Origin of the sequence: Saccharothrix ecbatanensis (assembly GCF_014205015.1) — a bacterium.
GTDB lineage: Bacteria > Actinomycetota > Actinomycetes > Mycobacteriales > Pseudonocardiaceae > Actinosynnema > Actinosynnema ecbatanense.
Genome location: NZ_JACHMO010000001.1, coordinates 7367373 through 7393903, shown reverse-complemented (window position 1 = coordinate 7393903; position 26531 = coordinate 7367373). Strand labels below are relative to the sequence as shown.

General features: G+C 71.1%; 26 protein-coding genes. 8 read left to right on the top strand and 18 right to left on the bottom strand.

What is annotated here, in order from left to right:
• Positions 1–7: 7 nt before the first annotated feature.
• Entirely contained in the window at positions 8–757 is a 750-nt protein-coding gene (locus F4560_RS32215) for a class I SAM-dependent methyltransferase (RefSeq protein ID WP_184926559.1), read from the top strand.
• A gap of 49 nt (positions 758–806) precedes the next feature.
• Here the strand turns inward: F4560_RS32215 and F4560_RS32210 are convergent, their stop codons facing one another.
• The 7 genes from F4560_RS32210 to macS form a co-directional block, all read right to left on the bottom strand.
• Positions 807–1985, bottom strand: a complete 1179-nt coding sequence (locus F4560_RS32210) for a glycine C-acetyltransferase (RefSeq protein ID WP_184926557.1) — start codon at positions 1983–1985, stop codon at positions 807–809.
• The gene (gene tdh, locus F4560_RS32205) at positions 1985–3019 is read right to left on the bottom strand and encodes an L-threonine 3-dehydrogenase (protein WP_184926555.1); all 1035 of its coding nucleotides are present in this window, start codon (positions 3017–3019) and stop codon (positions 1985–1987) included. Before tdh ends, F4560_RS32210 begins: the two co-directional genes overlap by 1 nt.
• 70 nt (positions 3020–3089) lie before the next feature.
• Positions 3090–3617 (bottom strand): GNAT family N-acetyltransferase, encoded by a 528-nt coding sequence (locus F4560_RS32200; protein ID WP_184926553.1) that lies wholly within the window; start codon positions 3615–3617, stop codon positions 3090–3092.
• Positions 3614–3883 carry a type II toxin-antitoxin system TacA family antitoxin gene (locus F4560_RS32195; RefSeq protein ID WP_184926551.1) on the bottom strand — a complete coding sequence of 90 codons (270 nt, stop codon included), beginning with the start codon at positions 3881–3883 and terminating at the stop codon, positions 3614–3616. The genes F4560_RS32200 and F4560_RS32195 overlap by 4 nt, the downstream gene beginning before the upstream one ends.
• An 82-nt stretch (positions 3884–3965) precedes the next feature.
• Entirely contained in the window at positions 3966–4568 is a 603-nt protein-coding gene (locus F4560_RS32190) for a DUF1707 SHOCT-like domain-containing protein (RefSeq protein WP_246477910.1), read from the bottom strand.
• A 3-nt stretch (positions 4569–4571) separates the two neighbouring features.
• Positions 4572–5222: a response regulator gene (locus F4560_RS32185; RefSeq protein ID WP_184926549.1), complete on the bottom strand. Its 651-nt coding sequence runs from the start codon at positions 5220–5222 to the stop codon at positions 4572–4574.
• On the bottom strand, positions 5219–6325 hold the full coding sequence (macS, locus tag F4560_RS32180; protein ID WP_184929523.1) for a MacS family sensor histidine kinase: 1107 nt from the start codon (positions 6323–6325) through the stop codon (positions 5219–5221). The genes F4560_RS32185 and macS overlap by 4 nt, the downstream gene beginning before the upstream one ends.
• A gap of 203 nt (positions 6326–6528) precedes the next feature.
• Between macS and F4560_RS32175 the strand changes: the two genes are divergently transcribed.
• Complete coding sequence (locus F4560_RS32175) at positions 6529–7725, top strand: GGDEF domain-containing protein (protein WP_184926547.1); 1197 nt, start codon at positions 6529–6531, stop codon at positions 7723–7725.
• Between the two features lies 1 nt (position 7726).
• Here the strand turns inward: F4560_RS32175 and F4560_RS32170 are convergent, their stop codons facing one another.
• A complete protein-coding gene (locus F4560_RS32170; protein ID WP_312869607.1) occupies positions 7727–8920 on the bottom strand; it encodes an AI-2E family transporter in 1194 nt (397 codons plus the stop codon).
• Positions 8921–9060: 140 nt separating this feature from the next.
• Between F4560_RS32170 and F4560_RS32165 the strand changes: the two genes are divergently transcribed.
• The 3 genes from F4560_RS32165 to F4560_RS32155 all read left to right on the top strand — a co-directional run bounded on the left by F4560_RS32165 (position 9061) and on the right by F4560_RS32155 (position 16153).
• Complete coding sequence (locus F4560_RS32165; RefSeq protein ID WP_312869606.1) at positions 9061–11451, top strand: translocation/assembly module TamB domain-containing protein; 2391 nt, start codon at positions 9061–9063, stop codon at positions 11449–11451.
• Between the two features lie 169 nt (positions 11452–11620).
• Positions 11621–12502, top strand: a complete 882-nt coding sequence (locus F4560_RS32160; protein ID WP_184926542.1) for a hypothetical protein — start codon at positions 11621–11623, stop codon at positions 12500–12502.
• A 198-nt stretch (positions 12503–12700) separates the two neighbouring features.
• The gene (locus F4560_RS32155; protein WP_184926540.1) at positions 12701–16153 is read left to right on the top strand and encodes a hypothetical protein; all 3453 of its coding nucleotides are present in this window, start codon (positions 12701–12703) and stop codon (positions 16151–16153) included.
• Between the two features lie 74 nt (positions 16154–16227).
• Here the strand turns inward: F4560_RS32155 and F4560_RS32150 are convergent, their stop codons facing one another.
• The 4 genes from F4560_RS32150 to F4560_RS32135 form a co-directional block, all read right to left on the bottom strand.
• Entirely contained in the window at positions 16228–17010 is a 783-nt protein-coding gene (locus F4560_RS32150) for a GGDEF domain-containing protein (protein WP_184926538.1), read from the bottom strand.
• 66 nt (positions 17011–17076) lie between these two features.
• The gene (locus tag F4560_RS32145; RefSeq protein ID WP_184926535.1) at positions 17077–17961 is read right to left on the bottom strand and encodes an exonuclease domain-containing protein; all 885 of its coding nucleotides are present in this window, start codon (positions 17959–17961) and stop codon (positions 17077–17079) included.
• Positions 17962–17986: 25 nt separating this feature from the next.
• Positions 17987–18544 (bottom strand): TetR/AcrR family transcriptional regulator, encoded by a 558-nt coding sequence (locus F4560_RS32140; protein ID WP_184926533.1) that lies wholly within the window; start codon positions 18542–18544, stop codon positions 17987–17989.
• A 113-nt stretch (positions 18545–18657) separates the two neighbouring features.
• Positions 18658–18963: a hypothetical protein gene (locus F4560_RS32135; protein WP_221483709.1), complete on the bottom strand. Its 306-nt coding sequence runs from the start codon at positions 18961–18963 to the stop codon at positions 18658–18660.
• Positions 18964–19156: 193 nt separating this feature from the next.
• Between F4560_RS32135 and F4560_RS32130 the strand changes: the two genes are divergently transcribed.
• A complete protein-coding gene (locus F4560_RS32130; RefSeq protein ID WP_184926531.1) occupies positions 19157–19597 on the top strand; it encodes a hypothetical protein in 441 nt (146 codons plus the stop codon).
• 31 nt (positions 19598–19628) lie between these two features.
• Here F4560_RS32130 and dnaB read toward each other — a convergent pair whose 3' ends face one another.
• The 6 genes from dnaB to F4560_RS32100 all read right to left on the bottom strand — a co-directional run bounded on the left by dnaB (position 19629) and on the right by F4560_RS32100 (position 24173).
• The gene (gene dnaB / locus F4560_RS32125; protein WP_376775367.1) at positions 19629–20990 is read right to left on the bottom strand and encodes a replicative DNA helicase; all 1362 of its coding nucleotides are present in this window, start codon (positions 20988–20990) and stop codon (positions 19629–19631) included.
• Positions 20991–21402: 412 nt separating this feature from the next.
• Positions 21403–21861 (bottom strand): 50S ribosomal protein L9, encoded by a 459-nt coding sequence (gene rplI, locus F4560_RS32120; RefSeq protein ID WP_184929520.1) that lies wholly within the window; start codon positions 21859–21861, stop codon positions 21403–21405.
• 13 nt (positions 21862–21874) lie between these two features.
• Positions 21875–22114: a 30S ribosomal protein S18 gene (gene rpsR, locus F4560_RS32115; protein ID WP_015805710.1), complete on the bottom strand. Its 240-nt coding sequence runs from the start codon at positions 22112–22114 to the stop codon at positions 21875–21877.
• Between the two features lie 52 nt (positions 22115–22166).
• Entirely contained in the window at positions 22167–22664 is a 498-nt protein-coding gene (locus F4560_RS32110) for a single-stranded DNA-binding protein (protein WP_033436338.1), read from the bottom strand.
• An 11-nt stretch (positions 22665–22675) separates the two neighbouring features.
• Complete coding sequence (gene rpsF, locus F4560_RS32105) at positions 22676–23029, bottom strand: 30S ribosomal protein S6 (protein ID WP_184926529.1); 354 nt, start codon at positions 23027–23029, stop codon at positions 22676–22678.
• A gap of 145 nt (positions 23030–23174) precedes the next feature.
• Positions 23175–24173: a hypothetical protein gene (locus F4560_RS32100; protein ID WP_184926527.1), complete on the bottom strand. Its 999-nt coding sequence runs from the start codon at positions 24171–24173 to the stop codon at positions 23175–23177.
• Between the two features lie 173 nt (positions 24174–24346).
• On the opposite strand from F4560_RS32100, the gene F4560_RS32095 reads away from it, so the two are divergent.
• Both F4560_RS32095 and F4560_RS32090 read left to right on the top strand, forming a co-directional pair.
• Positions 24347–25117: a deoxyribonuclease IV gene (locus F4560_RS32095; protein ID WP_184926525.1), complete on the top strand. Its 771-nt coding sequence runs from the start codon at positions 24347–24349 to the stop codon at positions 25115–25117.
• Positions 25114–26523, top strand: a complete 1410-nt coding sequence (locus F4560_RS32090; protein WP_184926523.1) for a glycosyltransferase family 87 protein — start codon at positions 25114–25116, stop codon at positions 26521–26523. Before F4560_RS32095 ends, F4560_RS32090 begins: the two co-directional genes overlap by 4 nt.
• Positions 26524–26531: the final 8 nt, after the last annotated feature.

The following is a 26531-nucleotide window of genomic DNA, read 5'->3' as shown; positions in this document are numbered from 1 at the left end:
TGTCCCCATGCGGACGTTCGAAGACCTCGTCGCCGAGGGTGAAGCGGTGCCGACGGAGGGCTGGGACTTCTCCTGGTTCACCGGTCGGGCGACGGAGCAGCGTCCGTCGTGGGGTTACGCGCGCCTGCTCGCCGACCGGATGGCGAAGGCCGAGGCGGCGCTCGACCTCCAGACCGGCGGCGGCGAGGTGCTGGCCACGATCCCGGTCGCGCCTCCGGTGCTGGCGGCGACCGAGTCGTGGCCGCCGAACCTCGACATCGCCCGGCGCACGCTGGCGAAGTTCGGCGCCGACGTGCGCCAGGTCGACGACGCGGCGGACCTGCCGTTCCCGTCCGACCACTTCGACCTGGTGGTCAGCCGGCACCCGGTGCGGGTCCGCTGGGACGAGGTGCACCGGGTGCTCCGGCCGGGCGGCGCCTACCTGTCCCAGGAGGTCGGCGCGGGTTCGGTGCGGGAGCTGACCGACGTCATGATGGGCCCGCAGCCGGTGAACCCGAGCCGGAGCCCGATGGTGCTCGTGGCCCAGGCCGAGGAGGCCGGGCTGGAAGTCGTGGACCTGCGCCAGGAAGCCCTCCGGATGGAGTTCCACGACATCGCGGCGGTGGTCCACTTCCTGCGCAAGGTGATCTGGACCGTCCCCGGCTTCACCGTGGACGCCTACCGCGACCGCCTGGCCCGGCTGCACGACTTCATCGAACGCCACGGTCCGTTCGTGGCGCACTCCCAGCGGATCCTGATCGAGGCCGTCAAGCACTAGGCGGTGTTTCGGAAGCGCGAACACGGGCTTCCGAAACACCGCCTGGCGGTCACATGTGGGCTCGTGCCGCCACGAACGCGTCCACGGCCCGGTTCACGTCGTCGGTCGTGTGCGCCGCCGACATCTGCGTCCGGATCCGGGCCTTGCCGTGCGGCACGACCGGGTACGAGAAGCCGATCACGTAGATGCCCTGCTCCAGCAGCAGGTCGGCCATCCGCGACGCGCGCGCCGCGTCACCGATCATCACCGGGATGATCGGGTGCTCGCCCGGCAGCAGGTCGAAGCCCTCGTCGGTCATCCGCGACCGGAACAGCGCGGTGTTCTCGCGCAGCCGGGTCAGCAGCTCGCCGGACGAGCTGAGCAGGTCCAGCGCGGCGATAGCAGCGGCCGTGATCGACGGCGCGAGCGAGTTGGAGAACAGGTACGGCCGCGACCGCTGCCGCAGCATCTCCACGATCTCCGCCCGCCCGGACGTGTACCCGCCGCTCGCGCCGCCCAGCGCCTTGCCGAGCGTGCCGGTGACGATGTCGACCCGGTCCTGCACCCCGAACAGTTCCGGCGTGCCCCGGCCGTTCGGCCCGGTGAAGCCGACGGCGTGCGAGTCGTCCACCATCACCAGCGCGTCGTACCGGTCGGCCAGGTCGCAGATCTCGTCCAGCGGAGCCAGGTAGCCGTCCATCGAGAACACGCCGTCGGTGGCGATCAGCCGGTAGCGGGCGTCGGCGGAGTCCTTGAGCTGCCGCTCCAGGTCGTCCATGTCCCGGTTCTTGTACCGCTGCCGCCGTGCCTTCGACAGCCGCACGCCGTCGATGATCGACGCGTGGTTCAGCTCGTCGGAGATGATCGCGTCGTCGGCGCCGAGCAGGGTCTCGAACAGGCCGCCGTTGGCGTCGAAGCAGGAGCTGTAGAGGATGGTGTCCTCGGTGCCGAGGAATTCGGAGAGCCGCAGCTCCAACTCCTTGTGCGGCTCCTGCGTGCCGCAGATGAACCGCACGGACGCCATGCCGAAGCCCCACCGGTCCAACGCCTCGTGCGCGGCCTCCACCAGGCGCGGGTGGTCGGCCAGGCCCAGGTAGTTGTTGGCGCAGAAGTTCAGCACCTCGGCGCCGGAACCCACCCGGACGACGGCGTTCTGCGGCGTGCCGATCACCCGTTCCGCCTTGTAGAGCCCGGCCGCCCGGATCTCGTCCAGCCCGGTCCGCAGGTCCTCGCGCATCGCGCCGTACATCAGTGAGCTCCCGTCCAGTCGAGGATGACCTTGCCGCACTTGCCCTCGCGGGCCGTCGTGAACGCCTCTTCGAACGCCGTGTAGTCGAACCGGTGCGTGATCACCGGGGTCAGGTCCAGGCCGCGTTGCAGGAGCACGGACATCGAGTACCAGGTCTCGAACATCTCCCGGCCGTAGATGCCCTTGATCTGCAACATCTTCAGCACGACGCTGCTCCAGTCGACCGCGAACTCCTCGGCGGGCAGGCCCAGCATCGCGATCCGGCCGCCGTGGGTCATGTTGGCGATCATGTCCCGCAAGGCGGCGGGCTTGCCGGACATCTCCATGCCGATGTCGAAGCCCTCGGACATGCCGAGCTTGGCCTGCGCCTCGGCGATGTCGTGCTCGGCGACGTTCAGCGCGAGGTCGACGCCGACCTTCCGGGCCAGGTCCAGCCGGTGCTCGCTCACGTCGGTGATGACGACGTTGCGCGCGCCCGCGTGCTTGGCCACGGCCGCCGCCATGATCCCGATCGGGCCGGCGCCGGTGATCAGCACGTCCTCGCCGATGACCGGGAACGACAGCGCGGTGTGCACGGCGTTGCCGAAGGGGTCGAAGATCGCCGCCACGTCCAGGTCGACGGGCGCGCGGTGCACCCAGGCGTTCTGCTCGGGGAGCACCACGAACTGGGCGAACGCCCCGTCGTCGTGCACCCCGAGGCCGCGCGTGTTGGCGCACAGGTGACGGCGGCCGGCCTTGCAGTTCCGGCACGTGCCGCAGACCAGGTGCCCCTCGCCGCTGACCAGGTCGCCGACCTTGACGCCGGTCACCGAGGCGCCGGTCTCGACCACCTCGCCGACGAACTCGTGCCCGAGCACGAGCGGCGCGTGGATGTTGCGCGCGGCCCAGTCGTCCCAGGCGTCGATGTGCAGGTCGGTGCCGCAGATGCCGGTGCGCAGCACCCGCACCACGACGTCACCCGGGCCGGGGGTGGGGTCCGGGACGTCGGTCAGGGACAGTCCCGGCCCGGCGGTCGCCTTGACCAGTGCCTTCATGCCGGCGAGTGTGCTCCTGCGCACTTGTGCAGTCCATCAGGACTTTCTGAATTCACTCGTAAGCGCAGCTTCACAAGCCGGTGGCGGCGTGGACCTGGAGACCGAGAGCCTTGCGCAGGGTCGCGATCTTCACGACCAGTCGGAGCGGATTGCCCGCTGTCGGCCTGAACTCGTGCTTTCGGTAGAACGCTGCCGCGTGGTCGTCGATCGCGTCGACCATCAGCAGGCGCCCGGATGCCACGTCGGCGGCGAAGACCACCGTCTTCATGGCGTCACGAAGGAGTTCGGCGCCGAGCCCTCGACCATGCAACGTCTGGTCCAGGGCAAGCTTCGCCAACAGATAGCCCGGCACCGCCGCACCGAGTCCGCCCGCGAAACTCGTCGTCAATTCGGTCCGAGCGACCAGGTGCGGGACGACCGAGTAGTAGGCAACCACGCGATCATTGCCCAAGGGCGTCCACACGTACGTGCGCGCTGTGCCGCGGGCGATCGCGTTGACGGCATGGCCCCTGAGCCAGTCGTTGAACTCATGAACGCCGCAGTCGAAGTCGGTCAGGTCGTGCAGCGGAGCTAGAGCGGAGGAAACCCAGTCGGTCACCTGCGCACAACCCGCGACGGCCTCGCGGCGAGCCTCGCCAACTCGGGGGCGTCATCGGGCACGTCCAGCGCTGCGATCAACTCGTCGAACTGCTCGGCCGGCATGAACGTCACGTCCGCTGCGCCGAGCACCTTGTCCGCGGCCGCGATCGACGCCTCCGCGACGAATGAACTGGTCGACTGCCGTGTCAAGGCCGCGGCCTGCTCCAGCCGCGCCTTGACTGCCGGGTCGAGGCGGAGTTCGAGGCGGGCGTCTTTGGCGGGCATGCGGGCGACTGTGCGGCAGCTTGTCCGTGCGGTGCGAGGGCAATGCTGATCAACCGCCCGATCGTGTGGCCTTCATCCGGCCCTACGCGTGCTTGAGCCAGCGGGCCTTCTTCTTCTTGATCTCCACGTTGCCCGCGCGCACGTGACCGTGCACCACGAAGTGCGGCCGGCCGTTCGAGCCCGTGCCCACCTTGTCCTTCAGGTTGCTCGCGGCCAGCTCCACGCCGTCCGCGTTCACCGTCGCGCCCTCCGGCAGCACCAGCTTCACCGACCCGGCCGTCACGTCCAGCTCGATGTCCACCACCGCGTGCGGGATGGAGGCTTCGCGGAAGTCCAGGTCCGTCGTCCCCATCCGGTTGCGCACGACGAGCTGCCGCGGCACCTCCCACGCACCCTTGCGGCTGACCGTGGACATGGTGGACTTCAGCTCCTGCCGGTCCTGCGGCCGGGGCAGCACCCGCTCGTTGTTCACCACACCCGGCAGGTCCAGCAGCACCGCGTTGAGCTGCCCACGCGTCCGCGCGGCCAACGCCGTGTCAGTGCGCTCGGTGAACTCGTCCAACGTGATCAGCCCGCGGCCGATCGCCTTTTGCAGGATCTCGACGACGTGCTCGCGCTCCGCGTCGGACACCCGGAATTCCTTGGGATCGGGCGTGGCGGGATTGTGCATGGCGGGATCGGTCATGGCTCAGTCCTCCGGCTCGACGTCGAGCCCGTGTTCGATCGCGTACCGCGCCAGCTCGACGCGGTTGTGCAGCTGAAGCTTCCGCAGGGTGGACTGCACGTGGTTCTCCACCGTCCGGTGCGAGATGACGAGCCGGTTCGCGATCTGCCGCGCCGTCAGCCCCTTCGCCACCAGTCGCAGCACCTCGGTCTCCCGCTCGGTGAGCTGCGGCTTGTCCTCGTCCGGCGTGGCGGCCATCCGCCGGTACTCGCCGAGCACCAGCCCTGCCAGACCGGCGGTGAACACCGCGTCACCGGCCGCGGTCCGGTTCACCGCCTCCACCAGCTCCTCGGCCGACGCAGACTTCACCAGGTAACCCGACGCGCCCGCCTTCACCGCCTCCAGCACGTCACTGTGCTCACCGCTGGCCGACAGCACCAGCACCCGGGTGCCCTCCAGCGCCCCGGTGATCATCGTCGTCGCCTCCACCCCCGTCGTCTCACCGAGGTTGAGGTCCATCAGCACCACGTCGGGCCGCACCGCACGGGCGATCCGCACCGCCGACGCGGCGTCACCGGCCGTCGCGACGACCTCGAAGCCGCGTTCGGCCAGGTCACGCGCGACACCGTCACGCCACAGCGGGTGGTCGTCCACCACCATCACGGAAACGCTCATCTGTAGAAACGCACCTCCCACTCGGTGCCCTCCCCCGGGCCCGTTTGCAGCTCAAGGGTCCCACGCAGCGCCTCCACCCGGCCCCGGATGGACTGGGCGACACCCATTCGCCCTTCCGCCTCGGCCGACGCGAGCCGACCCTCGGGGATGCCGGGGCCGTCGTCACGGATGCTCAGCACGACCTCGTCACCGAGGTCTTCGAGCAGCACCCACGCCCGCGCACCCACGCCCGCGTGCTTGTCCACGTTGGACAGCGCCTCCCGCACCACGGCGGCCAGCTCGAACGCCGTCGCGGCGGGCAGCATCACCTGCGTCGCCGGGGTGGACACCTGCACCCGAGGGGTGGCGAGCAGTTGCAGCGCCGGCCGCAGGTCCGCGTCACCATCCACAGTGGACTCCGTCGGCGCGGCGGCCACCAGCGACCGCAGCGCGACCTCCTGCTCGCCGGCCAACTCGGCGAGCTCCGCCGCCTCACCGCCCAGCTCGTTGCCGCGTTTGCGCACCCGCGCCAGCACTTGCAGCACACCGTCGTGAATGGACCGGGCCAGCCGCTCCCGCTCCGCCGTCGCCGCCTCGGTCCGCAACGCCTGCGCCAGCCGCACCGCCGAACGACGTGCCGTGGACGAGGCCATGCCGACCACGAACCCCGCGCCGGACAGCAGCACCACGTCGCGGACCAGGTCGACGGTGAGCTCGACGCGGTTGAGGTAGGTGCTCAGGCCGACCAGGAACCCGGACACCGCGCCCGCGACCTGCCCGCCGAGCGCGCCCGCCGCCACCGGCGGTCCGGCCGCCCAGATGGTGGTGATCAGCGGGACGTTGAAGAGGAACTGCTCATCCGTCATGATCAACGGCGACAGGGACATCAGCCCGCACGTCACCAGCAGGTCCGCGACCACGACCCACGGCCGCCGTCCGCTCTCCCGGCTGTAGGCGTGGATGGTGAACGCCGACCAGAGGGCCATCGCCCCGATCGCCGACCACGCCAGCCACGGGCGCTCGTAATCGTCGCGCTGGACCACGACGTTCCCCAGAGCGAACACGAACGTCACTATGCGTAGAGCTACCGTTCCCCGCCAGAGGTGCGCGACCGGGTCCTCCATCACCGATGGAGCCTGGTCGGTTGGCCTTGTGTGCACAGTGTGCTCCCTTCGGGTCCAATCTTGCCGTGTCCGAGTGGCGTGGCTAACCCCCAGGTGGCCGTCTGTTCCGACATCGACATCTGTGGAAGGCTGACGGAGGTCACGGAGCGTGACCCCTTGGGGAGGGGGCGCTCGCAGGCTGCTGTGGCGAGGGAGGGCTCAGCGTGCGCCGCTGGCCGCTGTGGACGCTCGGGCGGTCCGCGCTGGCCTACTGGCTGCTCGTCGACCTCGCGGCACTGGCAGTCGTCGTCTTCGCGATCGTTTCGTCACCCCAGCCGACGCCCGGCGAGATCGGCCGGTTCGCGGCCATCGCGGGCACCGCCGGCGCGGTGATCATCGGCACCTCGATCTACAGCCACCGGGTTGGCGAGCCCGAGCGCAACCCGTGGGCCGCGCACCTCTGCTACCTGACCGCGGGCCTGGTGGCGTTGCCGTCCAACCTGCTCGTGCTGCTGCTCTTCGGCCCCGCGCTGCACGGCGTCCTGGCGCAACGCCCCGAGTCGCACCGCTGGTTGTTCACCCTCTCCGCCACCGCGCTGGCCGTGTTCAGCACCCGCTACGTCATCGGCTGGGCCGAGCCGACCACGGACCTTGCCGTCATGGTGCTCGGCGCGACGGTGCTGCTGGTGGTCCGGGCCGGTGTGATCGCGCTGGGCCTGAAGCTGCGCAACCCGCGCGCGCCCGGCGAGGAGGTCATCGGCGAGCCGATCGACGTCGTGCTGGGCATCGTCGCGGTGAGCATCGGCGGACTGATGGGCTTCGCGTCCGCCACCACCGCCGTGCACGCGCTGATGGCCGGCCCGCCGCTGGCCCTGCTGGAACGGGCCGCGCAGCTGCCGCACTGGCGGCGTTCCGCGCAACGTGACGCGAAGACCGGCCTGGCCAACGCCGTGCACTGGGACGGCCGGGCGAGGTACGAGCTGTCGAAGGCGCGGACCCGCCACCGGCCGATGGCCGTGATGCTGCTCGACCTCGACCACTTCAAGCGGGTGAACGACGAGGTCGGCCACCTCGCGGGCGACTCGGCCCTGAGCGCGGTGGCGCTGCTGCTCACCAGCACCGTCCGCAGCGGCGACCTGGTCGGCCGGTTCGGCGGTGAGGAGTTCGTCGTGCTGCTCCCCGACGCCGAACCGGCGATCGCGCGTTCCGTGGCCCAACGCGTGCGGCACGCCGTGGCCGACCTGGCGGTGCCCACGGTCGGCACGGACGGCCGGGAACACCTGCTCACCGGGCTGACGGTGAGCATCGGCGTGGCCACCACGCAGCGGTTCGGCTACGAACTGCCCGATCTGCTGGTGGCGGCCGACGCCGCGCTGCTCGCCGCGAAGGGCTACGGCCGCAACCTGGTCGAAATGGCCTGACCTACTTGTTCCCGCTGTGCTCCGAGTTCGGTTCTTCCTGCTGGTCGGTGTCCTCGACCCGTTCCCCGCCGGTGTCCAGCGGACCGCTCTCCTGCGGCTCGTGCACGTCCACTTGGCGTGGCTCGACCGCCCGGTCCGACTCCGACAGCAACGACCTGATCCCCGAGTTCAGCACCGCCAGCAGCGGCACGGACAGCAACGCGCCCGAGATACCGCTGACGACCAACCCGGCGGTGATCGCCAGCACCACGGCCAACGGGTGCAGCTTCACCGCGCGCCCCAGCAGCAGCGGTTGCAGCACGTGGCTCTCCAGCTGCATCACGCCGATGAGCACGGCCAGGATGATCAACGCCTCCAGCGGCCCGTTGGCCACCAGCGCCACCAACACCGCCACCGCGCCGGTGATCACCGCACCGACGATCGGGATGAACGCGCCCAGGAACACCAGCGCCGACAGCGGCACCACCAGCGGCACGTCCACGATCCACAGGCCGATGCCGACGCCGACCGCGTCCACCACGGCCACCAGCGCCGTCGCCCGCACGTACGACACGAGCGAGGAGAACCCTCGCCGTCCCGCCACGTCCGCCCGTCCGCGCACATCGCGCGGCACGATCCGGATCAGGAACTTCCAGATCCCGTCGCCGTCGTGCAGGAAGAAGATGAGGGTGAACAGCGCGAGGATGAACCCGGTCAGCAGCTCGCCGACGGTGGCCGCCGTGGTGAGCGCGCCGGACGTGATCTCGGACTGGTTCTCCTTGACCGTCTCGACCACCCGGTCGAGGTACTGCTGGAGCTGGAGGTCGCTCAGGTGCAGCGGACCGTCCTTGAGCCAGCCGCGGATCGTGTCGAGGCTCGCGCTGACCTGCTCCTGCAACTGCGGCAGGCCCTTGGAGAACTCGGTGATGACGAACGTGAGCACGCCGCCGACGACGGCGATGCCCCCGACCAGCACCACGCCCGTGGACAACCCGCGCGGCATACCGGCGCGGGTCAGTTGCGAGACCGCCGGCGACAGCAACGCCGCCAGCAACAGCGCCACCCCGGTCGGGATGACGATCGTGGCCAGGAACCCGACCACCTGGAACACCACGTAGAGGGCGGCGACCACCGCCACGAACCGCCAGCTCAACGCCGCGGTCACGCGCAGCAGCCGCGGCACCCTGTTGCCGATCTCCGTTTCCGTCCCCGTCACGCCGATCACGGTAGCCCGCAAGAGCCGCGCGAGTGGGCTGCTCGGACATCGCGGGTGGTCCATCCGGGCATGTCGAACCACACGTTTCGGGTTGCGGCAAACCCTGGCGGAACCCGCACCGCGAGTGATCGGATCGGAACGTGACCGCCGACGACACCGCCGAGCCCGCCGAGACCGTCGACGCCCAGCCCACCGCCGCCCACGCCGGAGCCGCTGACGTCGCCGCTGTCCGGACCGCTCGAACCGCGGACACCGCCGGAACCGCGGACACCGCCGGAACCGCGGACACCGCCGGAACCGCGGACACCGCCGGAACCGCCCGAACCGCCGCAGCCCCTCGAACCGCCGACACCGCCCGAACCATCGAGCACGCCGTGCGCGCCGCGTTCGCCGCCGGACGCCCGCTGCGGTTCGACCCGAGGGCGCCCAAGAGCGAGCGCACGGTCCGCGGCGAACTCCTGTCGTCCCTCCTCTCGGACGGCCCGCGCAACGCCGCCCTCCGCCTGGTCGGCGCGAACGTGGTCGGCCTGTTCGCGGTGGAGGGTGCCCGGGTCGACCACGTGATCGACTTCCTCGACTGCGCCTTCGAACGGCCGCCGGACTTCCGGATGGCACGCCTGGTCGGCCTGCGGATGCGCGGCTGCAAGGTGCCCGGACTGTGGGGCCGGAACCTGCGCGTCGCCAGCGACCTGGTGCTGGAGGCAGGTTTCACCAGCGACGGCGTGGTCGACCTGACCGACGCCACGGTCGACGGCACGTTCCGGCTGGCCGGCGCCGTGCTGCGGAGCAAGGGCGGCGACCACGCCCTGCTCGCCGCCCGCATCCGGCTGTCCGGTTCCCTCCAGGCCATCGCGTTGCGCGCGGGCGGCGAGGTGCGGCTGCGCGGCGCGGACGTCGGCGGCAACGTGCACCTCGGCGGCGCGCGCCTGCTCAACGCCGGCCAGAACGCCCTCGACGCCACCGGCGTCACCATCGCGGGCAACTTGTTCTGCGACGCCGAAGGCGGCCGGTTCACCGCCGAGGGCCGCATCCTGCTGGACGGCGCGCGCGTCGGCGGCAGCGTCGTGTTCTCCGGCGCGCGCCTGCACGCCAGCGTGGTCGACCGCCCGGTCCTGGTGATCCCGCGCGGCACCGCCGACGAGGCCGCCGCGCTGGTCGCCGACCGGATCCGGGTGGACGGCAACGTGGAACTGGACGACGGCTTCACCTCCTCCGGCACGGTCCGCCTGCCCAACGCCGACATCGGCGGCTACCTGCGGCTGTCCGGCGCGGTGATCGGCCGGCAGGACGTGGTGGCGGACCTGGCGGACCAGACCGGCGACCAGCGCATCCCGGTGGCCCTGCACGCCGACGGCATCCGGGTGCAGGGCGACCTGGAAGCGCGCGGCGCGGTCGACGGCGGATTCAAGGGCGACGGCGAACGTGACTCGGCCCTGCGCGCGTACGGACAGGTGCGCCTGGTGGACGCGCATGTAAAAGGAAGCGCGTCCCTCTCCGGTGTCCAGCTGCACGGCCCAGGCATCGACGTCCTGTTCGCCGACCGGCTCCGCGTCGGCGGCACGCTGTTCCTCCGCGACCTGCGCGCCCAGGGGTCGCTGCGCCTCCAGAACGCCGAGATCGGCTCCACCCTCGACTGCTCCGGCGCGTCCCTGCTCGCACCGCGCCGCCGCCCGGACGGCACCGTGAAACCGTCGCTGGACGCCCGCGTGGCCACCATCGGCAAGGACTTCCTGTGCAGCCACGGCTTCACCGCCGTCGGCGGCGTGCGGATCCGGCTGGGCGAGGTCGGCAAGATGGCCACGTTCGCCGGCGCCCGGCTGGGCGGTCCGGGCAGCGACATCGCCTTGAACGCGTACGGGCTCACGGTGAGCCAACTGGTGCTGCGGCTGTCGGAAGACCGCATCCCGGTCGGCCGGGTCGTGCTGACCAGGGTGAGCGCGACGACCGTGATGGACGGGCCGGGGCTGTGGGCCGCGACCGGTGGCGTGGACGTGGAGGACTTCACGTTCAGCTCCATCTCGTCCACGCCGGACGTCGGGGTGCGCACCCGGCTGCGCTGGCTGCGGGAGGTGCAGCCGGACTTCGCGCCGGGACCGTACGAGCAGTTGGCGGCGGTGTACCGGGACGGCGGCGAGGAAGAGCTGGCGCAGGCCGTGCAGCTGGAGAAGCAGCACCGGCGTTACTCGGAACTCGGTGTCGCGGGCCGGGTCTGGGGCTTCCTCCAGCGCTGGACGGTCGGCTACGGCTACCGGCCGTGGCTCGCGATCGCCTGGCTGGCCGCGTTCTGGCTGGCCGGCACCGGGTGGTTCCTCGGCCACGAGATGCCGAAGCTGAACGAGGACGAGTCGCCGTCGTGGAACGCGTGGCTGCTGTCGATGGACCTGCTGATCCCGATCGTGGACCTCGGCCAGGACGGCAAGTGGCGGTTCAGCGGCGCCTCGCAGTGGATTTCCAGCTCGCTGATCGCGGTGGGCTGGATCCTGGCGTCCACGGCCGCCGCCGGCGCGGCACGGGTGCTCAAGCGGGTCTGATCACTCACCGTCACGTCCGGCAACACGGAGTGTTCGTCACACGATACGGCGAACAGGGCGGCGAACGAGTGCGCGGGCGACTCACCTACTGGCACGCTCTCGGCGTCGGCTTGATCACTTGGATCACGTCGCCGGCGAATCCCGGAGCTTTCAGGCGGAGGTAGCAGCGATGTCGCGCGTTGACCAGCGAGTGGGAACGGGGGCGGGCCGCGTTCGGCGGCTGCTCTCCCGCGCCCTGCTGGTCGTCGGCGGCACGCTGGCCGGCTCCGCCGCGGCCTGGGCGCTGGCCGCGGCTCCGGCGTCGGCGCAGGAACCGGTCGACCAGGTCACCGGTGTCACCTCGCTCACCGACGTCACGGGGTCGTCGCGGCCCACCGGGATCGACGCCACGCTCGACGTGACCGGCCAGAACCCGGTCACGCAGAACCTGGTCACCCCGAGCCCGGCCAAGCTGAACCCGGCCACGCTGAACCAGGTCGTGCCGACCCCCGTCGGCGAAGCCGTGCGGGATCTCGACACCACCCTCCGCACCCCACAGGAGCCCAGCCCGCCCGACATCGGCCGCGTCACCGGAGACCTCCGCGGCGCCGTCGAGCACATGGGCGGCTGGTTCCAGGCGCGCACGTCCGAGCCGTCGCCCACCGACGAGGTGGCCGCCGGCGCAACGGCGAAGCGCGTCACCGAGGCCACCCCGGCCACCACCGCCGCGCCGGTTTCCGCCGGTACCCCGGTGGTGCAAGGGGTGTCCGGCACGTCCGGCCACGTGTGGCTGGACATGTCCCCGCGGTCGAGCGCCGCACTGCCGGGCGACACCGGTTCGTCGTTGCCCGGCGACCCGTCCGGAATGCCGTCGATGCCGTTCGCGCCGCTCGGCGCGCCGGTCCACTGCTCCTGCGGTGGCGACGCTTCCGGTTCCTCCGGCGGCGGCAACGGCCCCTTCTCGGCCGTCTCGACCGACCGTTTCGACGCCGCGGTGGCCCGGGCTCTGTTCCCCGCCACCCAGCGGAACGTCGTGATGCCGGGCAAGCAGCCCGGTAGCACGCCCGACTGACCACAGCGCGCGGTCCGCGGCAGCTCGTCCACGAGCTGACCCGGTAGTCGACCGGCGCGCTGTTCGTGTGCGCTCCCCTCCCGGTCGTGACGCCGCGCCTTCCCGCCCTCCGATCAGGGTGGTCGTCCGTCTGCGACGCGGTTTCCGCGTCCGACCGCCCTTCACCTCCCGCAAGGGACACCGAAAGAAGGAGAACTCATGCACACCTGGGCCAAGCGCGGTCTCCAGACCGCACTTGTCACTGGTGGTTTGCTGATGCTCGGTACGGGCATCGCTTCAGCCCAGGACAACGTCAACCCCGACGCACCGCCGAACCCGCTCGACGCGAAGGTGCGCATCCCGGTCGACGTCGACCAGAACACCCTGGGCACCCCGGTCGGCGCCCACGACCTGCCGGAGATCCACCGGGAGATCAGCACGCCGACCGCGACGGGCCTGCTCCCCGGCCGCCTCGCCGAACCGGCCAACCCGCTGGTCCGCAATGCGCGGGAAGGGCTCCGCTCGGTCGACACCTCCCACATCACCCGCGGCAACACCGCGGACGCCGACGTGGTCGTGCCGGTCAGCGCTTGTGGCAACGCGATCGCGGCGGGCGGCGACGCCTACATCGACCGCGACTGCTCCCGGTCGGTCACCGAAGCCGGCGACGTCAAGGCCGACGGCTCGTACGGCACCTTGGCCGGCAACGTGGCGCACGCCGCCGCGGCGGTCTCACCCCAGGCCGACGGCAACGCCGTGGCCGCGCTGGCCAACGCCGAGTCCCGCGGCTCGTCCGAGCAGCGGGCCGTCGCGGGCGGCGACGTCAAGACCTCCGGCCAGGACGGCTCGCTGTCCGGCAACATCGCCGCCGTCCAAGGCGCCTTGCCGGTCCAGGTGACCGACAACGCGGTGGCCGCGGGCGGCAACTCGCACACCGACGCCTCGACGTCGAACAGCACCGCCGCCGGCGGCTCGCTGAGCACCACCGGCGACCGCAGCACCGGCGGCGGCAACGTCCTCGGCACGCCGCTCGCCACGATCGTCGCGGTCAGCGGCAACGGGGTCGCCGCCGCCGGCACCGCGGACACGCTCGCCGAGAACCGGGCCTCCTCCGACGCGGGCGACACCCGCGTCAACTCGTACGGCACGCCGATGTGGTCCACCACCTCCGGCGACGCGAGCACGCTGGCCGGCAACACGGTCCAGCCCGCGTTCGCCGGTCCCGTCGCCACGGGCGACAACGCCCTGACGGGCGGCGGCCTCACGCGCGTCGACAACTCGATGGAGCACACCGCCGAAGCCGGCGGCAACAGCTCCACCTCCGGCCAGGACTCCGTGCTGTCCGGCAACTTCGCCGACGCGCCGGTGGCGCTGCCGGTGTCCAACGCGGGCAACGCGACGTCCGGCGTCGGCACCACCTCGGCCCGCCACTCGAACGAGGCCACCGCGACCGCGGGCGGCGACACGTTCACCCACGGCGACCGGTCCGTGCTGTCGTCCAACGGGGCGCACCTGCCCCCGGCCGGCGCGGTCGACCTGTGCGGCAACGGCACCACCGCCGGCGGCATCGCCGAGGGCGGCTGCAACAACGACGTCGTCGCGGACTCCGGCGGCTACAACGGCACGACCGGCAACGACGCGGTCGGCTCCGGCAACGTCGGCCAGGTCCCGATCGGCGCGCCCGCCGAGGCGTTCGGCAACGGCGTCGGCGCGGTCGGCACCCCGTCCGGCCGGGCCACCGAGCACAAGGTCATCCGCTCGGGCCGCGTGCCGACCAGCATCGACGACAACGGCACCGTGTCCAGCAACGTCGTGTCCACCCCGACCGCCCTGGGCGGCCAGGTGTTCGGCAACTCCACCGGCGCGGTCGCCAACCCCACGTCGCGGAGCGACAGCGACACCACGATCGACCTCGGCAACCCGCCGAGCGCCAACGGCCGCCACGGTTCCGCGTCGGGCAACGTCGTGCACGTGCCGACCTCGAACCCGGCGCAGGTCTTCGGCGGCTCGGTCGTCGGCGTCGGCAACAGCGTGGCCGCCGCGAACAGCCGGATGGACTCCCGTTCGGGCGGCGCGACCATGACCAACGGCGACGAGGGCTCGTTCTCGGGCAACGTGGTGTCGCTGCCGGAGTCGTCGTCCCCGCAGGTGTTCGGCAGCGCGGTCGGCGCGGGCGGCAACGCCCGGTCGGACAGCGGCAACGATTTCCTCTCACGCGCCGGCGGTGACGTGCAGACCTCTGGTGACGACGGCTCGTTCTCCGGCAACGGCGTCGGCGCCCAGCCGGCCGTCCCGCTCCAGGTGTTCGGCGACGCCGTCTCGGTCGCCGGCAACGGCTCGTCCCGGACGACCAACAAGTCCGGCCTGGTCGCGGGCGGCAGGCACCTGACGTCGGCCGACGACAGCGCGTGGTCCGGCAACCTGGTCACCGCGCCCGCGGGCGTGTCGCCTGCGGTGCACGGTGACGCGGTCAGCGTCGGCGGCCTCGCCGACACCGCGACCGGCAGCAACGCGTCCAGCCGTTCCGGTGGCGAGACCACCACGTCCGGCTACGGCGCGGTCAGCGCTCGCGACTTCGAGGCGCCGACCGAGGCGTTCGCCCGCCTGTTCGGCATCCCGCTGGACGTGCTCGGCACCGCCACCGCCAACACGCAGGACCGCAACGACGTGCGGACCGGCTCGGACAAGGGCGACGCCCCGGTCGGCGACGCGACCCGCGGTATCGAGCTGCCGGCCTCGGTCGACAGCCTGATGGGCGCCACCGAGCTGCCCAGCCTGGCCATGCTGCGCGACCTGCCCGGTTACCTGCTGCCGCTGAACACGCCGCGTCTCGGCGGGCTGCACGGTCTGCCGGTCACGGGTGCGGCCGACGTCGACCCGGCGTCCCGCGCGGCGCTTCCGCCGACGTCCGGTATCGCGCTGCCCGCCGTTCCCGACCTGGACGGGGCGACGACCGTGCTGCCGAAGGTGGAGCTGCCGACCGAGCAGCTGCCCGCCGTGCCGGGGGTGGACGCGCTCGCGCCGGTCACCAACCAGCTGCGGGTCGGCGAGACCGACCCGCTCGGCTGGTTCGAGCAGGCCCAGCACGTGCTTCCGAGCATCGCGGACCGGCTGCTGGGCGGCACCACCCGTGAGCTGCCGGTCGTGTCGGGCGCGACCCGTGAGCTGCCGGTCGTGTCGGGCGCGACCCGTGAGCTGCCGGTCGTGTCGGGCGCAACGCGTGAGCTGCCGGTCGTGTCGGGCGCAACGCGTGAGCTGCCGGTCGTGTCGGACGCCGACGCGGACGAGCGTTCGTTCGGCGGCACGCTGCCCCTGGTCGGCACCGTGCCGGTGGACGGCACCCTGCCCGTGGTCGGCAGGTTCGGCCCCCTGCCGGACCTCCAGCGCCTGCCGCTGAAGAGCGTGCCGGCCGCCCACCAGGTCGCCCGCGGCCTGTCCGTCGCGATCCCGGCCGCGCTGCCGTTCGTCCTGCCGGTGCCCGGTGTGGCCCAGCCGCGGACCGCGGCCCCGGCCGTGCCGCCGATGGCGCTGACCGGTCTGAACCTCAACCCGACCCAGGGCATCCGCGCGAACGAGATCGCGGACCGCACCCAGGCGCCCGCGCTGGCCGGCATCGACGCCCGCAGCGTGTTCAACTCGCTCGAAGACACCACCGTGATGCCGCGCATCTGATCCACCACGCTCCCGCGACCGGGCCCCTGGCACACCGTGCCAGGGGCCCGGTCCTGTGTGAGGGCCCGGTCGGGTCAGGTGCGGAGGCGTTCCTCCACGTGCGCGATCACCGAGTGCAGCGGCGCTTCACCGTCACTGGTCACCCAGCACACCCGCACCCCCGGCCGCACCCGGACGTCGCCGAGCCGCACCGCACGCCCGGCCAGCTCGCGCACCCGTTCCGCGACCGCCGCACCGTTGCCGTCCGGGTGTTCCGCGACCACGGCGAACGAATCACCGCCGTACCGCGCCACCGTGTAGTCCGCCCGTAAACCCTGCCGCAGCCGGCGCGCGACCGCAGCCAGCAACTCGTCCCCACGCTGGAAGCCGTACTGCGCGTTCACCGATGCCATCCGGTGCACGTCCACCAGCACCAGCGACGCCAACGTGCCCTGCGTCCGGGCCCGGATCAACGCCTGGTCCAGCCGGTCGAGCAGCAGCGCCCGCCCCGGCAGTCCGGTCAGCGCGTCGAGCAGCCCGGCGCTGTGCGGCACGTCCGCCTGCACCGGCCGCAGCAGCACCAACACCTGACCGCGCAACGTGATCGGGTGGAACTCGGCCCAGACCTGGGCGTGCGGCAGCACCATCGGGATGGTCAGCGGGGACCCGGTGCGCAGCACCTGCGCGGCCAGTTCGGCGCAACTGGGCAGCGGCGCGCCGGAATCGTCACGGGCCAGGGCGTCACCGAGCAGCGTCGACGCCAGCCGGTTCGCCGCGAGGACCACGCCGTTCTCGTCCTGGAGCAGCACTCCGACCGGCAGTTCGGAGACGAACTCGTCCCACACCGCACGGGAAGCCGTTATCTGCACGGTACTCATAGACTCGTGCCTTCCGCCGAGCGCAGGGCCTGTCCGTGAAGAGCCTCCACTCGGGTAACGGGCTTTTCAATAGGCCCGACGCCACTCGGTCCGGTGATCTTTCGCCGGCGGTGTAACGCCCAGCAGGCCGAGCATCCCGGCGAAGTCCTCCTCGGACACGATCGGCACCCGGTACGCCCGCGCCCGCTGCGCCTTGCTGGACAACGTGAACGGGTCCGCGGCCACGAGCACCCGGGTCGCCTTGGTCACGTACCCCTGGCTGACCAGCCCGAACGACGCCGCCCGGTCGATCCACTCGTCCCGCGGCGAGTGCATCTGCCCGGTGAACACGACCCGGTCGCCGCGCACCAACGTCACCAACTCGGGCCGCCGGTGCGTGACCGCCGCCGCGCCGCGCCGCACTTCGACCACGTCCCCGTTCAGCGGCACGTCCGCCACCGGCTCGGCGTCCGGCACTCCGAACCTGACGTAATGGGCGAACAACCGGGCCGTGGCACGGGCGTCGTGCAACGCCGAGTGCGCCGATTCGAGCACCACCCCGGCCGCCTCGCAGCAAGCCTTCAACGACCGCCCGACCCGGTCCGGCAGGTACCGGGCGGCGAGCCGCATCGTGCACAGCCCGTCCACCGGCAGGTCGACGCCGACGCGGGCGAACTCGGCGGTCAGGAACCGGGCGTCGAACGACAGGTTGTGCGCGACGACGACCCGGCCAGCCAGCCGTGCGGCCAACGCACCGGCCGCCTGCGCGAACGTCGGCGCGTGCCACACGTCCGCCGCCCGGATCCGGTGCACGTGCTGAGGCCCGAGATCACGTCCGGGGTTGAGCAGGGTGCACCACTCACCGGTCACCCGACCGGCGGAATCCAGCTGCACGACAGCGACTTCGACGATCCGGTCCGAACCACGCGCGGCGAACCCGGTCGTCTCCACGTCGACCACGGCGTACTCCATGATCGGCGAACCCTACCGATCATGGTCACCCCCTCAACGCGCGGAGCACCAGATCCACGACCGCGTCCACGAAGTCCCCGGTCAACGGCGCGGTCCGCAACAGCCAGCGTTGGTACACGGGCCCCAGCAACAACTCCGCCGCCGCCGACACGTCGACGTCCACCCGCACTTCCCCCGAGCGCTGAGCGGCCAACAGCCGTTCCTCCAGCTCCACCCGGCGCGGCATGAGCAGCAACGTCACCAGATCCGTGCGTGCCTCGTGGACCAGCACCCGGCACACCTGGTCGAACCGCCGCTCCGCCAACTCCGCGACCGCGACCCGCAACTCGCGCTTGAGATCGGTGGCCAGATCGCCGCTGGGCAGGACATCCGGCCCCACCGGCCCCAGTTCGACGAACGCGTCGAACAGCAGCGGGCCCTTCGACGGCCACCACCGGTAAATCGTCTGCTTACCCACCCCAGCCCGCGCGGCCACCGCCTCGATGGTCAACTTCGAGTAGCCGAGCGCCTCGACCAACTCCATCGCGGCCACGAGGATCGCCCGCCTCGAACGGTCGCTGCGCCGCGCCGCGTCGGGTGGCATACCTTGATCGTATGCGCACTCCCGCGGTCCGGGAACGTCCCGACGACCACCCGAGTCGCGCGTGACCTGTCGATCCCGAACCGTCGAGGGTCACGGCGACAGGTTCGGACGTGTCACAGCCCGGCGGCTTTGAGCAGGTAGTCCCGTTCGTCATCGCGCAGCTCCGCTCCCGCCGGCAGTCCGTCGTCGGCCAACAGCCGGCTCACCCACCGCGCGTCGGCGACGAACGCCGCCCGGCACAGAGCTCGTTCGGGGTGGTCCTCCTCGCGACCGCCGATCACCAGCGCCGCCGCGTTGTCGGGATCGGTCGGTTCGGAGAGCGCGGCGGCCACCAACACCAGCACGAACAGTTCCCCCCGGCGCGGCACGGACGGATCGGCTGCCAGGCGCAACAGGAACGGCACGACCGCCGGCATCACAGCGCTGATGCTAATCGGCCCCGACATCACCAACCAGCCCAACGCTCGCCCGGCCTCCCGAGCCGCGTCGGGGTCGACCAGGCCACGCAACACAACCGGGGGTGGTGACCAGTCCGAAGACAACGTCGTCCTGGAGCTGTTCTGACCGGGAACGCGGTAACGGAGCCTGACATGCCAGCGGAAGACTGCGCCGATGAGCAACGAGGCGAGGAACGCCGCCGTGGCCGCGCTGACCGGACTGGCGGGATGCGCCGACTACCACGACAGGGCGGACGCGGGCCGCTGCCTGGCCCGTTTCGCCGAGATGCCCACAGCCCACGGACCGCTGCTGGACCTCGTGCTCGATGCGGGCGACACGTTCGTCACCCGCGCGACGACGGAGGCATTGCTGCGGCGTGGGGACACGGTCGGGCTCGCGGTGGTCGCTTCAGCGCTCGCTGTGGCCGATCCGAATCACGCCGACTGGGTCGGAACAGCGGTGTTCGACGTGTTCATGGTGTCCTCGGACGAACGGGACGCCGCCGTCCGGGAGTGCGAGGCGTTGACCAGGAGCCCTGATGAGCGGAGACGCCTCGGCGCGGGCCGGCTGATGGCTCTGCTGACCGAGATCGACAAGTCAGCCCTTCGGGAATGAAGTCGAACTCGAGGCCCCGCACGGCCGGTCGTCAGCCTTGGGCGAGGTCGGCGAAACGGCTGTAGTGGAGCTGGTGGGCGACGGTGATGGTGGCGGTGGGGCCGGCGCGGTGCTTGGCGATGATCAGGTCCGCCTCGCCCGCCCGCGGGTCGTCGCGTTCCCACGCGTCCGGGCGGTTGATCAGGATCACCATGTCGGCGTCCTGCTCCAGGGATCCCGATTCACGGAGGTCGGACAGCTGCGGGCGCTTGTCGGTGCGTTGTTCCGGGCCACGGTTCAGCTGACTGATCGCGATGACCGGAACTTCGAGCTCCTTGGCGATCAGCTTCAGGTTTCGGGAGAACTCGGACACTTCCTGCTGCCGCGACTCCGTCCGCTTGCCCGACGACATCAGCTGGAGGTAGTCGACGATCACCAGCCGCAGGTCGTGCCGCTGCTTCAGCCGCCTCGCCTTCGCCCGGATCTCCATCATCGTCAGGTTCGGCGAGTCGTCCACGAACAGCGGCGCCTCACTGATCTCACTCATCCGCCGCGCCAGCCTGGTCCAGTCGTCATCACTCATCCGCCCACCGCGCATGTCACCGAGCCGGATCCGCGCCTCGGCCGACAGCATGCGCATGACGATCTCGGTGCGCGACATTTCCAGCGAGAAGATCGCGCTGGTCAACCCGTGCTTCACCGAACACGACCGCGCGAAATCCAGTCCCAAGGTCGACTTCCCGACCCCAGGCCTGGCCGCGACGATGATCATCTGACCCGGGTGCAGGCCGTTGGTCAGCTCGTCCAGGTCCGCGAAGCCGGTGGGGATGCCGAGCGACGAGCCGCCGCGCGAGGCGATGGCGTCGATTTCGTCCATGGTCGGCTGGAGCAGCTCCTCCAGCACCACGTAGTCCTCGGTGGTGCGGCGCTCGGTGACCTCGTAGATCGCCGCCTGCGCCCGGTCCACCACCTCGTCCACGTCGGCGCCCTCGGCGCCGTTGTACCCCAGCTGGACGATCCGCGTCCCCGCCTCCACCAACCGCCGCAGCACCGCCTTCTCCGCCACGATCTCGGCGTAGTAGGAAGCGTTCGCGGCCGTCGGCACGGTGGCGATGAGGGTGTGCAGGTACGGGGCCCCGCCTACGCGCAGCAGCTCACCCCGCCGCTCCAGCTCCGCCGACACCGTGATCGGGTCGGCCGGCTCACCCCGCCCGTACAGGTCGAGGACGCAGTCGTACACGGCCTGGTGAGCGGGCCGGTAGAAGTCGTTGGGGGCCAGGACCTCGACCACGTCGGCGATCGCGTCCTTGCTCAGCAGCATCCCGCCCAGCACCGACTGCTCGGCGGCGAGGTCCTGCGGCGGCTGCCGTTCGAAGCCGGGCTCGGCCATGCCCCGGTCGTCCACCAGCGCCACCGTGAGCTCACCCCAATCTGCTGCCGTGCGGATGTTGTACCCCGTGGGTCCGACAATTTCGGCTAGGCCACGCTCGGCGATTCAGCGACGCTAGAGCCACCTGGATGGCGTAGGCAAACGAGCCTGTGGACAACCCGGTGGACAGCTTGGGGATGGTCGTGCCGAGCTGGCCACAGGCTTGGGGAAAGCTGTGGACAACCTGGGTACAACTCGGCCTTGGACAAAAGTTTCCGCAGGTCAGACCCTGTGGATAAGTTTGTGGAAAAGTCGTGGGTCACACCTGCGGCGTGTCGCGTATAACCGTCGGCACGGCGTGTCGCGGCCAACGTGTCACAACGGTTGTCCACAGCCGAACGTACGAACGCGCCGCCCGACCAGAACACCTGGTCGAACGGCGCGTCCGGGTAGAACGTCAGCTCGCGTTCGCTACCTCGACGGAGAGCGACACGGTGACCTCCGGGTGGAGCCGGACGCTCACCGAGTGCTTGCCGAGGGTCTTGATGTGACCCGCGATCTCGACGGCCCGCTTGTCCAGCGTCGGACCGCCGGCCGCACGCACGGCCGACACGACGTCGGACGAGGTGACGGAGCCGAACAGCTTCTTCGAGCCCGCTGCGGCCTTGGCCTTCAGCGTGACGGAGCCGAGGCCTTCGAGCGTGGCCTTGATCTCCTTGGCGTGGTCCAGGTCGCGGACCCGACGGTTGTCCTGCGCCCGACGGATGACCTCGACCTGCTTGGCCGCGCCCTTGGTGGCGAGGATCGCCAGGCCGCGGGGCAGCAGGTAGTTGCGGCCGTAGCCGTCCTTGACCTCGACGATGTCGCCGGGGCCGCCGAGGCCGGTCACGTCAGCGGTGAGGATGAGCTTCACGATGCCCTCCCCTTTCTCAGCGAGCGGTCGAGGTGTAGGGCAGCAGCGCCATCTCGCGGGCGTTCTTGACTGCGACCGCGACGTCGCGCTGGTGCTGGGAGCAGTTGCCGGTGACCCGGCGGGCGCGGATCTTGCCCCGGTCCGAGATGTACTTCCGGAGCAGGGTGGTGTCCTTGTAGTCGATGAGGTTGGCGTTCTTGTCCTTGCAGAACGCGCAGACCTTCTTCTTGGGCTTGCGCACAGGCGGCTTGGCCATGTGTGGACTCCTGGTATTACGCAGTGAAGTGTGGAGTGGACCGGTGCCGGGTCTAGAAGGGGGGCTCGTCGGCGAAGCCACCGGAGCCGGCCGGGGGCGCGGAGCCCCACGGGTCGTCGGCCGGGGCGCTGCCGCCGCCACCGCGAGACTGACCGCCGCCGCCGAAGCCGCCGCCGCCGTCTCCACGGCTCACCTTGTTGACCTTCGCGGTCGCGTATCGCAGCGAGGGGCCGATCTCGTCGACCTCAAGCTCGATGACGGTGCGCTTTTCGCCTTCCTTCGTCTCGAAGGAACGCTGGCGCAGCCGCCCGGAAACGAGCACGCGCGAACCGCGGGTGAGCGACTCGGCCACGTTCTCCGCGACCTGACGCCACACGTTGCACCGCAGGAACAGCGCTTCGCCGTCCTTCCACTCGCCGCTCGCCTTGTCGAACGTGCGGGGGGTGGATGCCACGGTGAAGCTCGCCACCGCGGCGCCGGACTGGGTGAAGCGCAGCTCGGGATCGGCGGTCAGGTTCCCGACCACCGTGATCGTCGTCTCGCCGGCCATGATGAGGGCTCCTAAGCCTTCTTGGCAGCCTTGATCGCGGCCTTGGCGGCGATCCTTGCGGCGACCTTCGCGGCCTTGGCGGGCTCGCGGCGGATGACCTTGGTCCGGAGCACCGTCTCCTGGAGACCGAGCTGGCGGTCCAGTTCCTTCACTGCTTCCGGGCTGGAGATCAGGTCGAGGACGGCGTAGATGCCCTCGGGGTTCTTGTTGATCTCGAAGCTCAACCGGCGCTTGCCCCAAACCTCGACCTTTTCCACGTTGCCACCCGTGGTGCGGATGACGTTGAGGAACGTGTCGAGGGACGGCGCGATCGTGCGCTCGTCGAGACTGGGGTCGAGGATGACCATCACTTCGTAATGACGCATGAAGACCACTCACCTCCTGTGGACTCGGCGGCCACGGACGTTCCGTGGCAGGAGGGTCGTCGCGTCAGCAACTCCAGGAAGGGTAACAGCCCCGGACGTGCCCCTTTACCTGGCCTCACGGCCGACCGGGGTTCGAGCCGCCGGTTCAGGCCACCGCGCGACGCAGCACCCACGTCCGCACGAGCGCGCCCGTCACGCAGGACAGCAGCAGCACGGCCAGCAGCACGGGAGCCGCGACGCCACCGCCCATCCGGCCGATACCGGGCAGCGCCTGGGCACGGCCGGCGGTCTGCACGCCGTCCGAGTCGTCCGCGCCGGACGTCCCGTGACCGGGCCGGTAGCCGGCCACCCCGCCGCCGTAGCGCACGCCCGGTGACGGCGCGTACTGGCCGGGGATGGCGAACGGCAGCGAGCCGTAGCCGAACAGGGGCACGCGGCCGAAGTTCCCGCCCCACGGGTTCGAGCCGTACAGCGGCACGTCCAGCGGCCCGTCGTCACCGCCGACCGGGATGAACGGGTCCTGCCGGTCGACCGGCGTGCCGGGCGGGGTGGCCGGCTCGCCACCGGGCTTGCCCGTCTGCGGCGGCTCGTTCGGCGACGGCTTGGCGCCGGGCAGGCCCGGGATCGCGCCGACCGCCTGCTGGGAGCCGTCCGCGATCGCCTTCGACCCGTCCTGGACGGGCGCGACGACGGCGTTGACGCCCTGCATCGTGACGCCGCACAGCTTGGTCAGCTCGGTGCGCACGCCGGTGGAGAGGGTGACGATGATCGGTCCGAGCAGCGGCAGCTTGGCCAGCTCGGCGTTGACCTTGTCCGCGATCTCGCCGCCGGTGACCACGCCCGTGCCGGTGGGGATCACCCCGATCGGGATGGGCGGCAGCGCCGAGAACGTCTGCCGGAACGGGTCCGCGAGCGGCGGCCCGAGCAGCGGGATCGCCCGGATCAGCTGGACCACCGGGTCGAGCACCGCGGCCGGGCTCAGCGACACGGGCGTGCCCGGCGCGCCCTGCACGGTCGTCGCGCAGCTGCCCACGACGACGGGTTCGGCGGCCACCGCGGCTCCGGACCCCGCCGCGGCGCCAGCCGCCCCGACCGCGAACACGACGGCGCCCGCACTCAGCAGTCGGGTGAGCCGGGTCCGCATGTCTGGCCTCCTGGCGGTGCCTGGTCCGGAGTCCGGACCGTGCGAGCACGGGTACCTACTTGCAAGTAACGAGCGTAGGTGCTGACGGTGACGCGAACCATCCCCCGCAGTGACAATTTTCGTATCGGCGGCCGTCGGCGATGCGTTGCAGCGCCCGACTACCCTGCACAGTCATGCGCATCGGGGCCCACGTCCGCGACGACGACCCGCTCGGCGCCGCGGTCGAACGCGGAGCCGAGGTGGTCCAGTTCTTCCTGGCCGACCCGCAGGGTTGGAAGGCGCCCGAGCCACACCCGCAGACCGACGGGTTGCTGGCCTCTGACCTCGACGTTTTCATCCACGCGCCGTACCTGGCGAACGTCGCGTCGCTGAACAACCGGATCCGCATCCCGTCCCGGAAGATCGTGCTCCAGCACTCGGAGGCGGCGGCCAAGGTCGGCGCCAAGGGCCTGATCGTGCACGGCGGCCACGTCACCAAGGGCGAGGACCCGAACGCGGGCATCGCGAACTGGCGGAAGATGTTCGAGCGGCAGGCGGAGAGCGGCGGTTTCGCCGTGCCGATCCTGATCGAGAACACCGCGGGCGGCGACAACGCCATGGCCCGGACGTTCGACATGCTCGCCCGGCTGTGGGACGCGGTCGGCGAGTTCGGCGCCGGGTTCTGCCTCGACACGTGCCACGCGTTCGCCTCCGGTGAGGACCTGGTCGGCATCGTCGACCGGGTGAAGGCCATCACCGGCCGGGTGGACCTGGTCCACCTGAACAGCTCGCGCGACGAGTTCGGCTCGGCGCGCGACCGGCACGCCAACATCGCGTCCGGCACGATCGACCCGGAGCAGTTGGTCGCGGTGGCCGCCGCCGCCGGCTCTCCGGTGCTGGTCGAGACGCCGGACGAGGGCCAAGCGGCGGACATCGCGTTCCTCCGCGAGCACCTGGGCCGATGAGCGTGACACGGGAGGTGGTGGCCGTGCCCGAGCGCGCGGACGCCGGGTCGCGGGTGCCGCGGTTCGGTCGGGTCGCGCTCGCCGCGGTCGTCCTCCTGTGCGGGCTGACGATGTTCGTCGGCTTCCTGAACAAGGACCGCTGCACCGGCCCGGAGTTCGACCAGTGGGGCCGCAGCGCGCCGGACTACGAGGAGCGCAACAAGGCCGAGGTCTGCTACTCGGACATCCAGCACCTGTGGATCGGGCGTGACGTCGACCGGCACGTGTTCCCGTACGTGCACGGCAGCATCAACAGCAAGGGCGTGCTGGTCGGGGGCGTGGTCGAGTACCCGGTGCTGACCGGGCTGCTGATCTGGGCCGGTGCGATCTTCGCGCAGACGGACGCGGCGTTCCTGCTGTTCTCGGCGTTGCTGATGGCGCCGTTCGGGCTGGCCACCGGGTGGCTGCTGGGCAAGCTGAGCCGGTGGCGGGCGCTGATCTGGGCGCTCGGCCCGCCGGTGGTGCTGTACGCGTTCCACAACTGGGACCTGCCGGTCGTGTTCTGCGCGGTGGCGGCGGTGTACGTCGTGCACCGGGGCTGGGGACGGCGTGAGCGGCCGTTGGTGGAACGCGCGGTGGTCGCGTCCGTGCTGCTGGGCATCGGTTTCGCGTTCAAGATCTACCCGGCGATCTTCGTGCTGCCGCTGTGCCTGTACGTGCTGACCGGCGGTCCTGGTGGCCGTGGGCTGCCGCGTGGGGTGCGGTACGACTTCGTGGGCGCGGCACGGGTGGCGTTGGCGTCCGTGCTGACGGTGGTGCTGATCAACCTGCCGTTCGTGGTGGTCGGGCTGGAGGGCTGGAAGGCGTCGTTCGCGTTCCAGGGCCTGCGGCGGGTGGACATCACCACGAACTCGATCTGGTTCTGGTCGATGCGCCCGTTCATGTCGGACCTGACCATGCAGACGGTGGTCGGCGTGCTGTCGCCGGTGGGGATCGTGGCGTCGTTCGCGCTGGCGTGCTGGATCGGCTGGCGGCGGTTCCAGCGCGAGGGCACCTATCCGTGGGTGCCGGTGTCGGCCGCGATGCTGTGCGGGTTCCTGTTGCTGCACAAGGTGCACTCGCCGCAGTACACGCTCTGGCTGGTGCCGATGTTCGTGCTGCTGCGGGTGAACTGGAGTTGGGTCGCGGCGTACTTCGCGGCGGACTTCGCGATGGGCGTCGGCATCTTCCGGTGGTACTACGCGATCGAGTTCGGCGAGCCGTCGGGCATCTACGACGGGTTCTCGGCGCAGGCCGTGGTGATCGGCGTGTGGGGTCGCGCGGCGCTCTTGGTGGCCTTGTTCTTCGTCTTCCTGCGCTCTGAAGTGACCTTCACCGACCGTAAGCCCGCTCTCCGCCGACGCTCCACCTCAGCACCCGCCGCCTGATCGACCGG

Bases quoted from the DNA above. Each gene is read 5' to 3' on its own strand.
- F4560_RS32155 (WP_184926540.1), top strand. From the start codon at position 12,701: ATGCACACCTGGGCCAAGCGCGGTCTCCAGACCGCACTTGTCACTGGT.
- F4560_RS32145 (WP_184926535.1), bottom strand. From the start codon at position 17,961: ATGGAGTACGCCGTGGTCGACGTGGAGACGACCGGGTTCGCCGCGCGT.
- rpsF (WP_184926529.1), bottom strand. From the start codon at position 23,029: ATGCGTCATTACGAAGTGATGGTCATCCTCGACCCCAGTCTCGACGAG.
- F4560_RS32195 (WP_184926551.1), bottom strand. From the start codon at position 3,883: ATGCCCGCCAAAGACGCCCGCCTCGAACTCCGCCTCGACCCGGCAGTC.
- F4560_RS32185 (WP_184926549.1), bottom strand. From the start codon at position 5,222: ATGAGCGTTTCCGTGATGGTGGTGGACGACCACCCGCTGTGGCGTGAC.
- rpsR (WP_015805710.1), bottom strand. From the start codon at position 22,114: ATGGCCAAGCCGCCTGTGCGCAAGCCCAAGAAGAAGGTCTGCGCGTTC.
- tdh (WP_184926555.1), bottom strand. From the start codon at position 3,019: ATGAAGGCACTGGTCAAGGCGACCGCCGGGCCGGGACTGTCCCTGACC.
- F4560_RS32190 (WP_246477910.1), bottom strand. From the start codon at position 4,568: ATGACCGATCCCGCCATGCACAATCCCGCCACGCCCGATCCCAAGGAA.
- F4560_RS32140 (WP_184926533.1), bottom strand. From the start codon at position 18,544: ATGCCACCCGACGCGGCGCGGCGCAGCGACCGTTCGAGGCGGGCGATC.
- F4560_RS32160 (WP_184926542.1), top strand. From the start codon at position 11,621: ATGTCGCGCGTTGACCAGCGAGTGGGAACGGGGGCGGGCCGCGTTCGG.
- F4560_RS32110 (WP_033436338.1), bottom strand. From the start codon at position 22,664: ATGGCCGGCGAGACGACGATCACGGTGGTCGGGAACCTGACCGCCGAT.
- F4560_RS32130 (WP_184926531.1), top strand. From the start codon at position 19,157: ATGAGCAACGAGGCGAGGAACGCCGCCGTGGCCGCGCTGACCGGACTG.
- F4560_RS32150 (WP_184926538.1), bottom strand. From the start codon at position 17,010: ATGAGTACCGTGCAGATAACGGCTTCCCGTGCGGTGTGGGACGAGTTC.
- F4560_RS32095 (WP_184926525.1), top strand. From the start codon at position 24,347: ATGCGCATCGGGGCCCACGTCCGCGACGACGACCCGCTCGGCGCCGCG.
- macS (WP_184929523.1), bottom strand. From the start codon at position 6,325: ATGGAGGACCCGGTCGCGCACCTCTGGCGGGGAACGGTAGCTCTACGC.
- F4560_RS32210 (WP_184926557.1), bottom strand. From the start codon at position 1,985: ATGTACGGCGCGATGCGCGAGGACCTGCGGACCGGGCTGGACGAGATC.
- F4560_RS32090 (WP_184926523.1), top strand. From the start codon at position 25,114: ATGAGCGTGACACGGGAGGTGGTGGCCGTGCCCGAGCGCGCGGACGCC.
- F4560_RS32100 (WP_184926527.1), bottom strand. From the start codon at position 24,173: ATGCGGACCCGGCTCACCCGACTGCTGAGTGCGGGCGCCGTCGTGTTC.
- F4560_RS32215 (WP_184926559.1), top strand. From the start codon at position 8: ATGCGGACGTTCGAAGACCTCGTCGCCGAGGGTGAAGCGGTGCCGACG.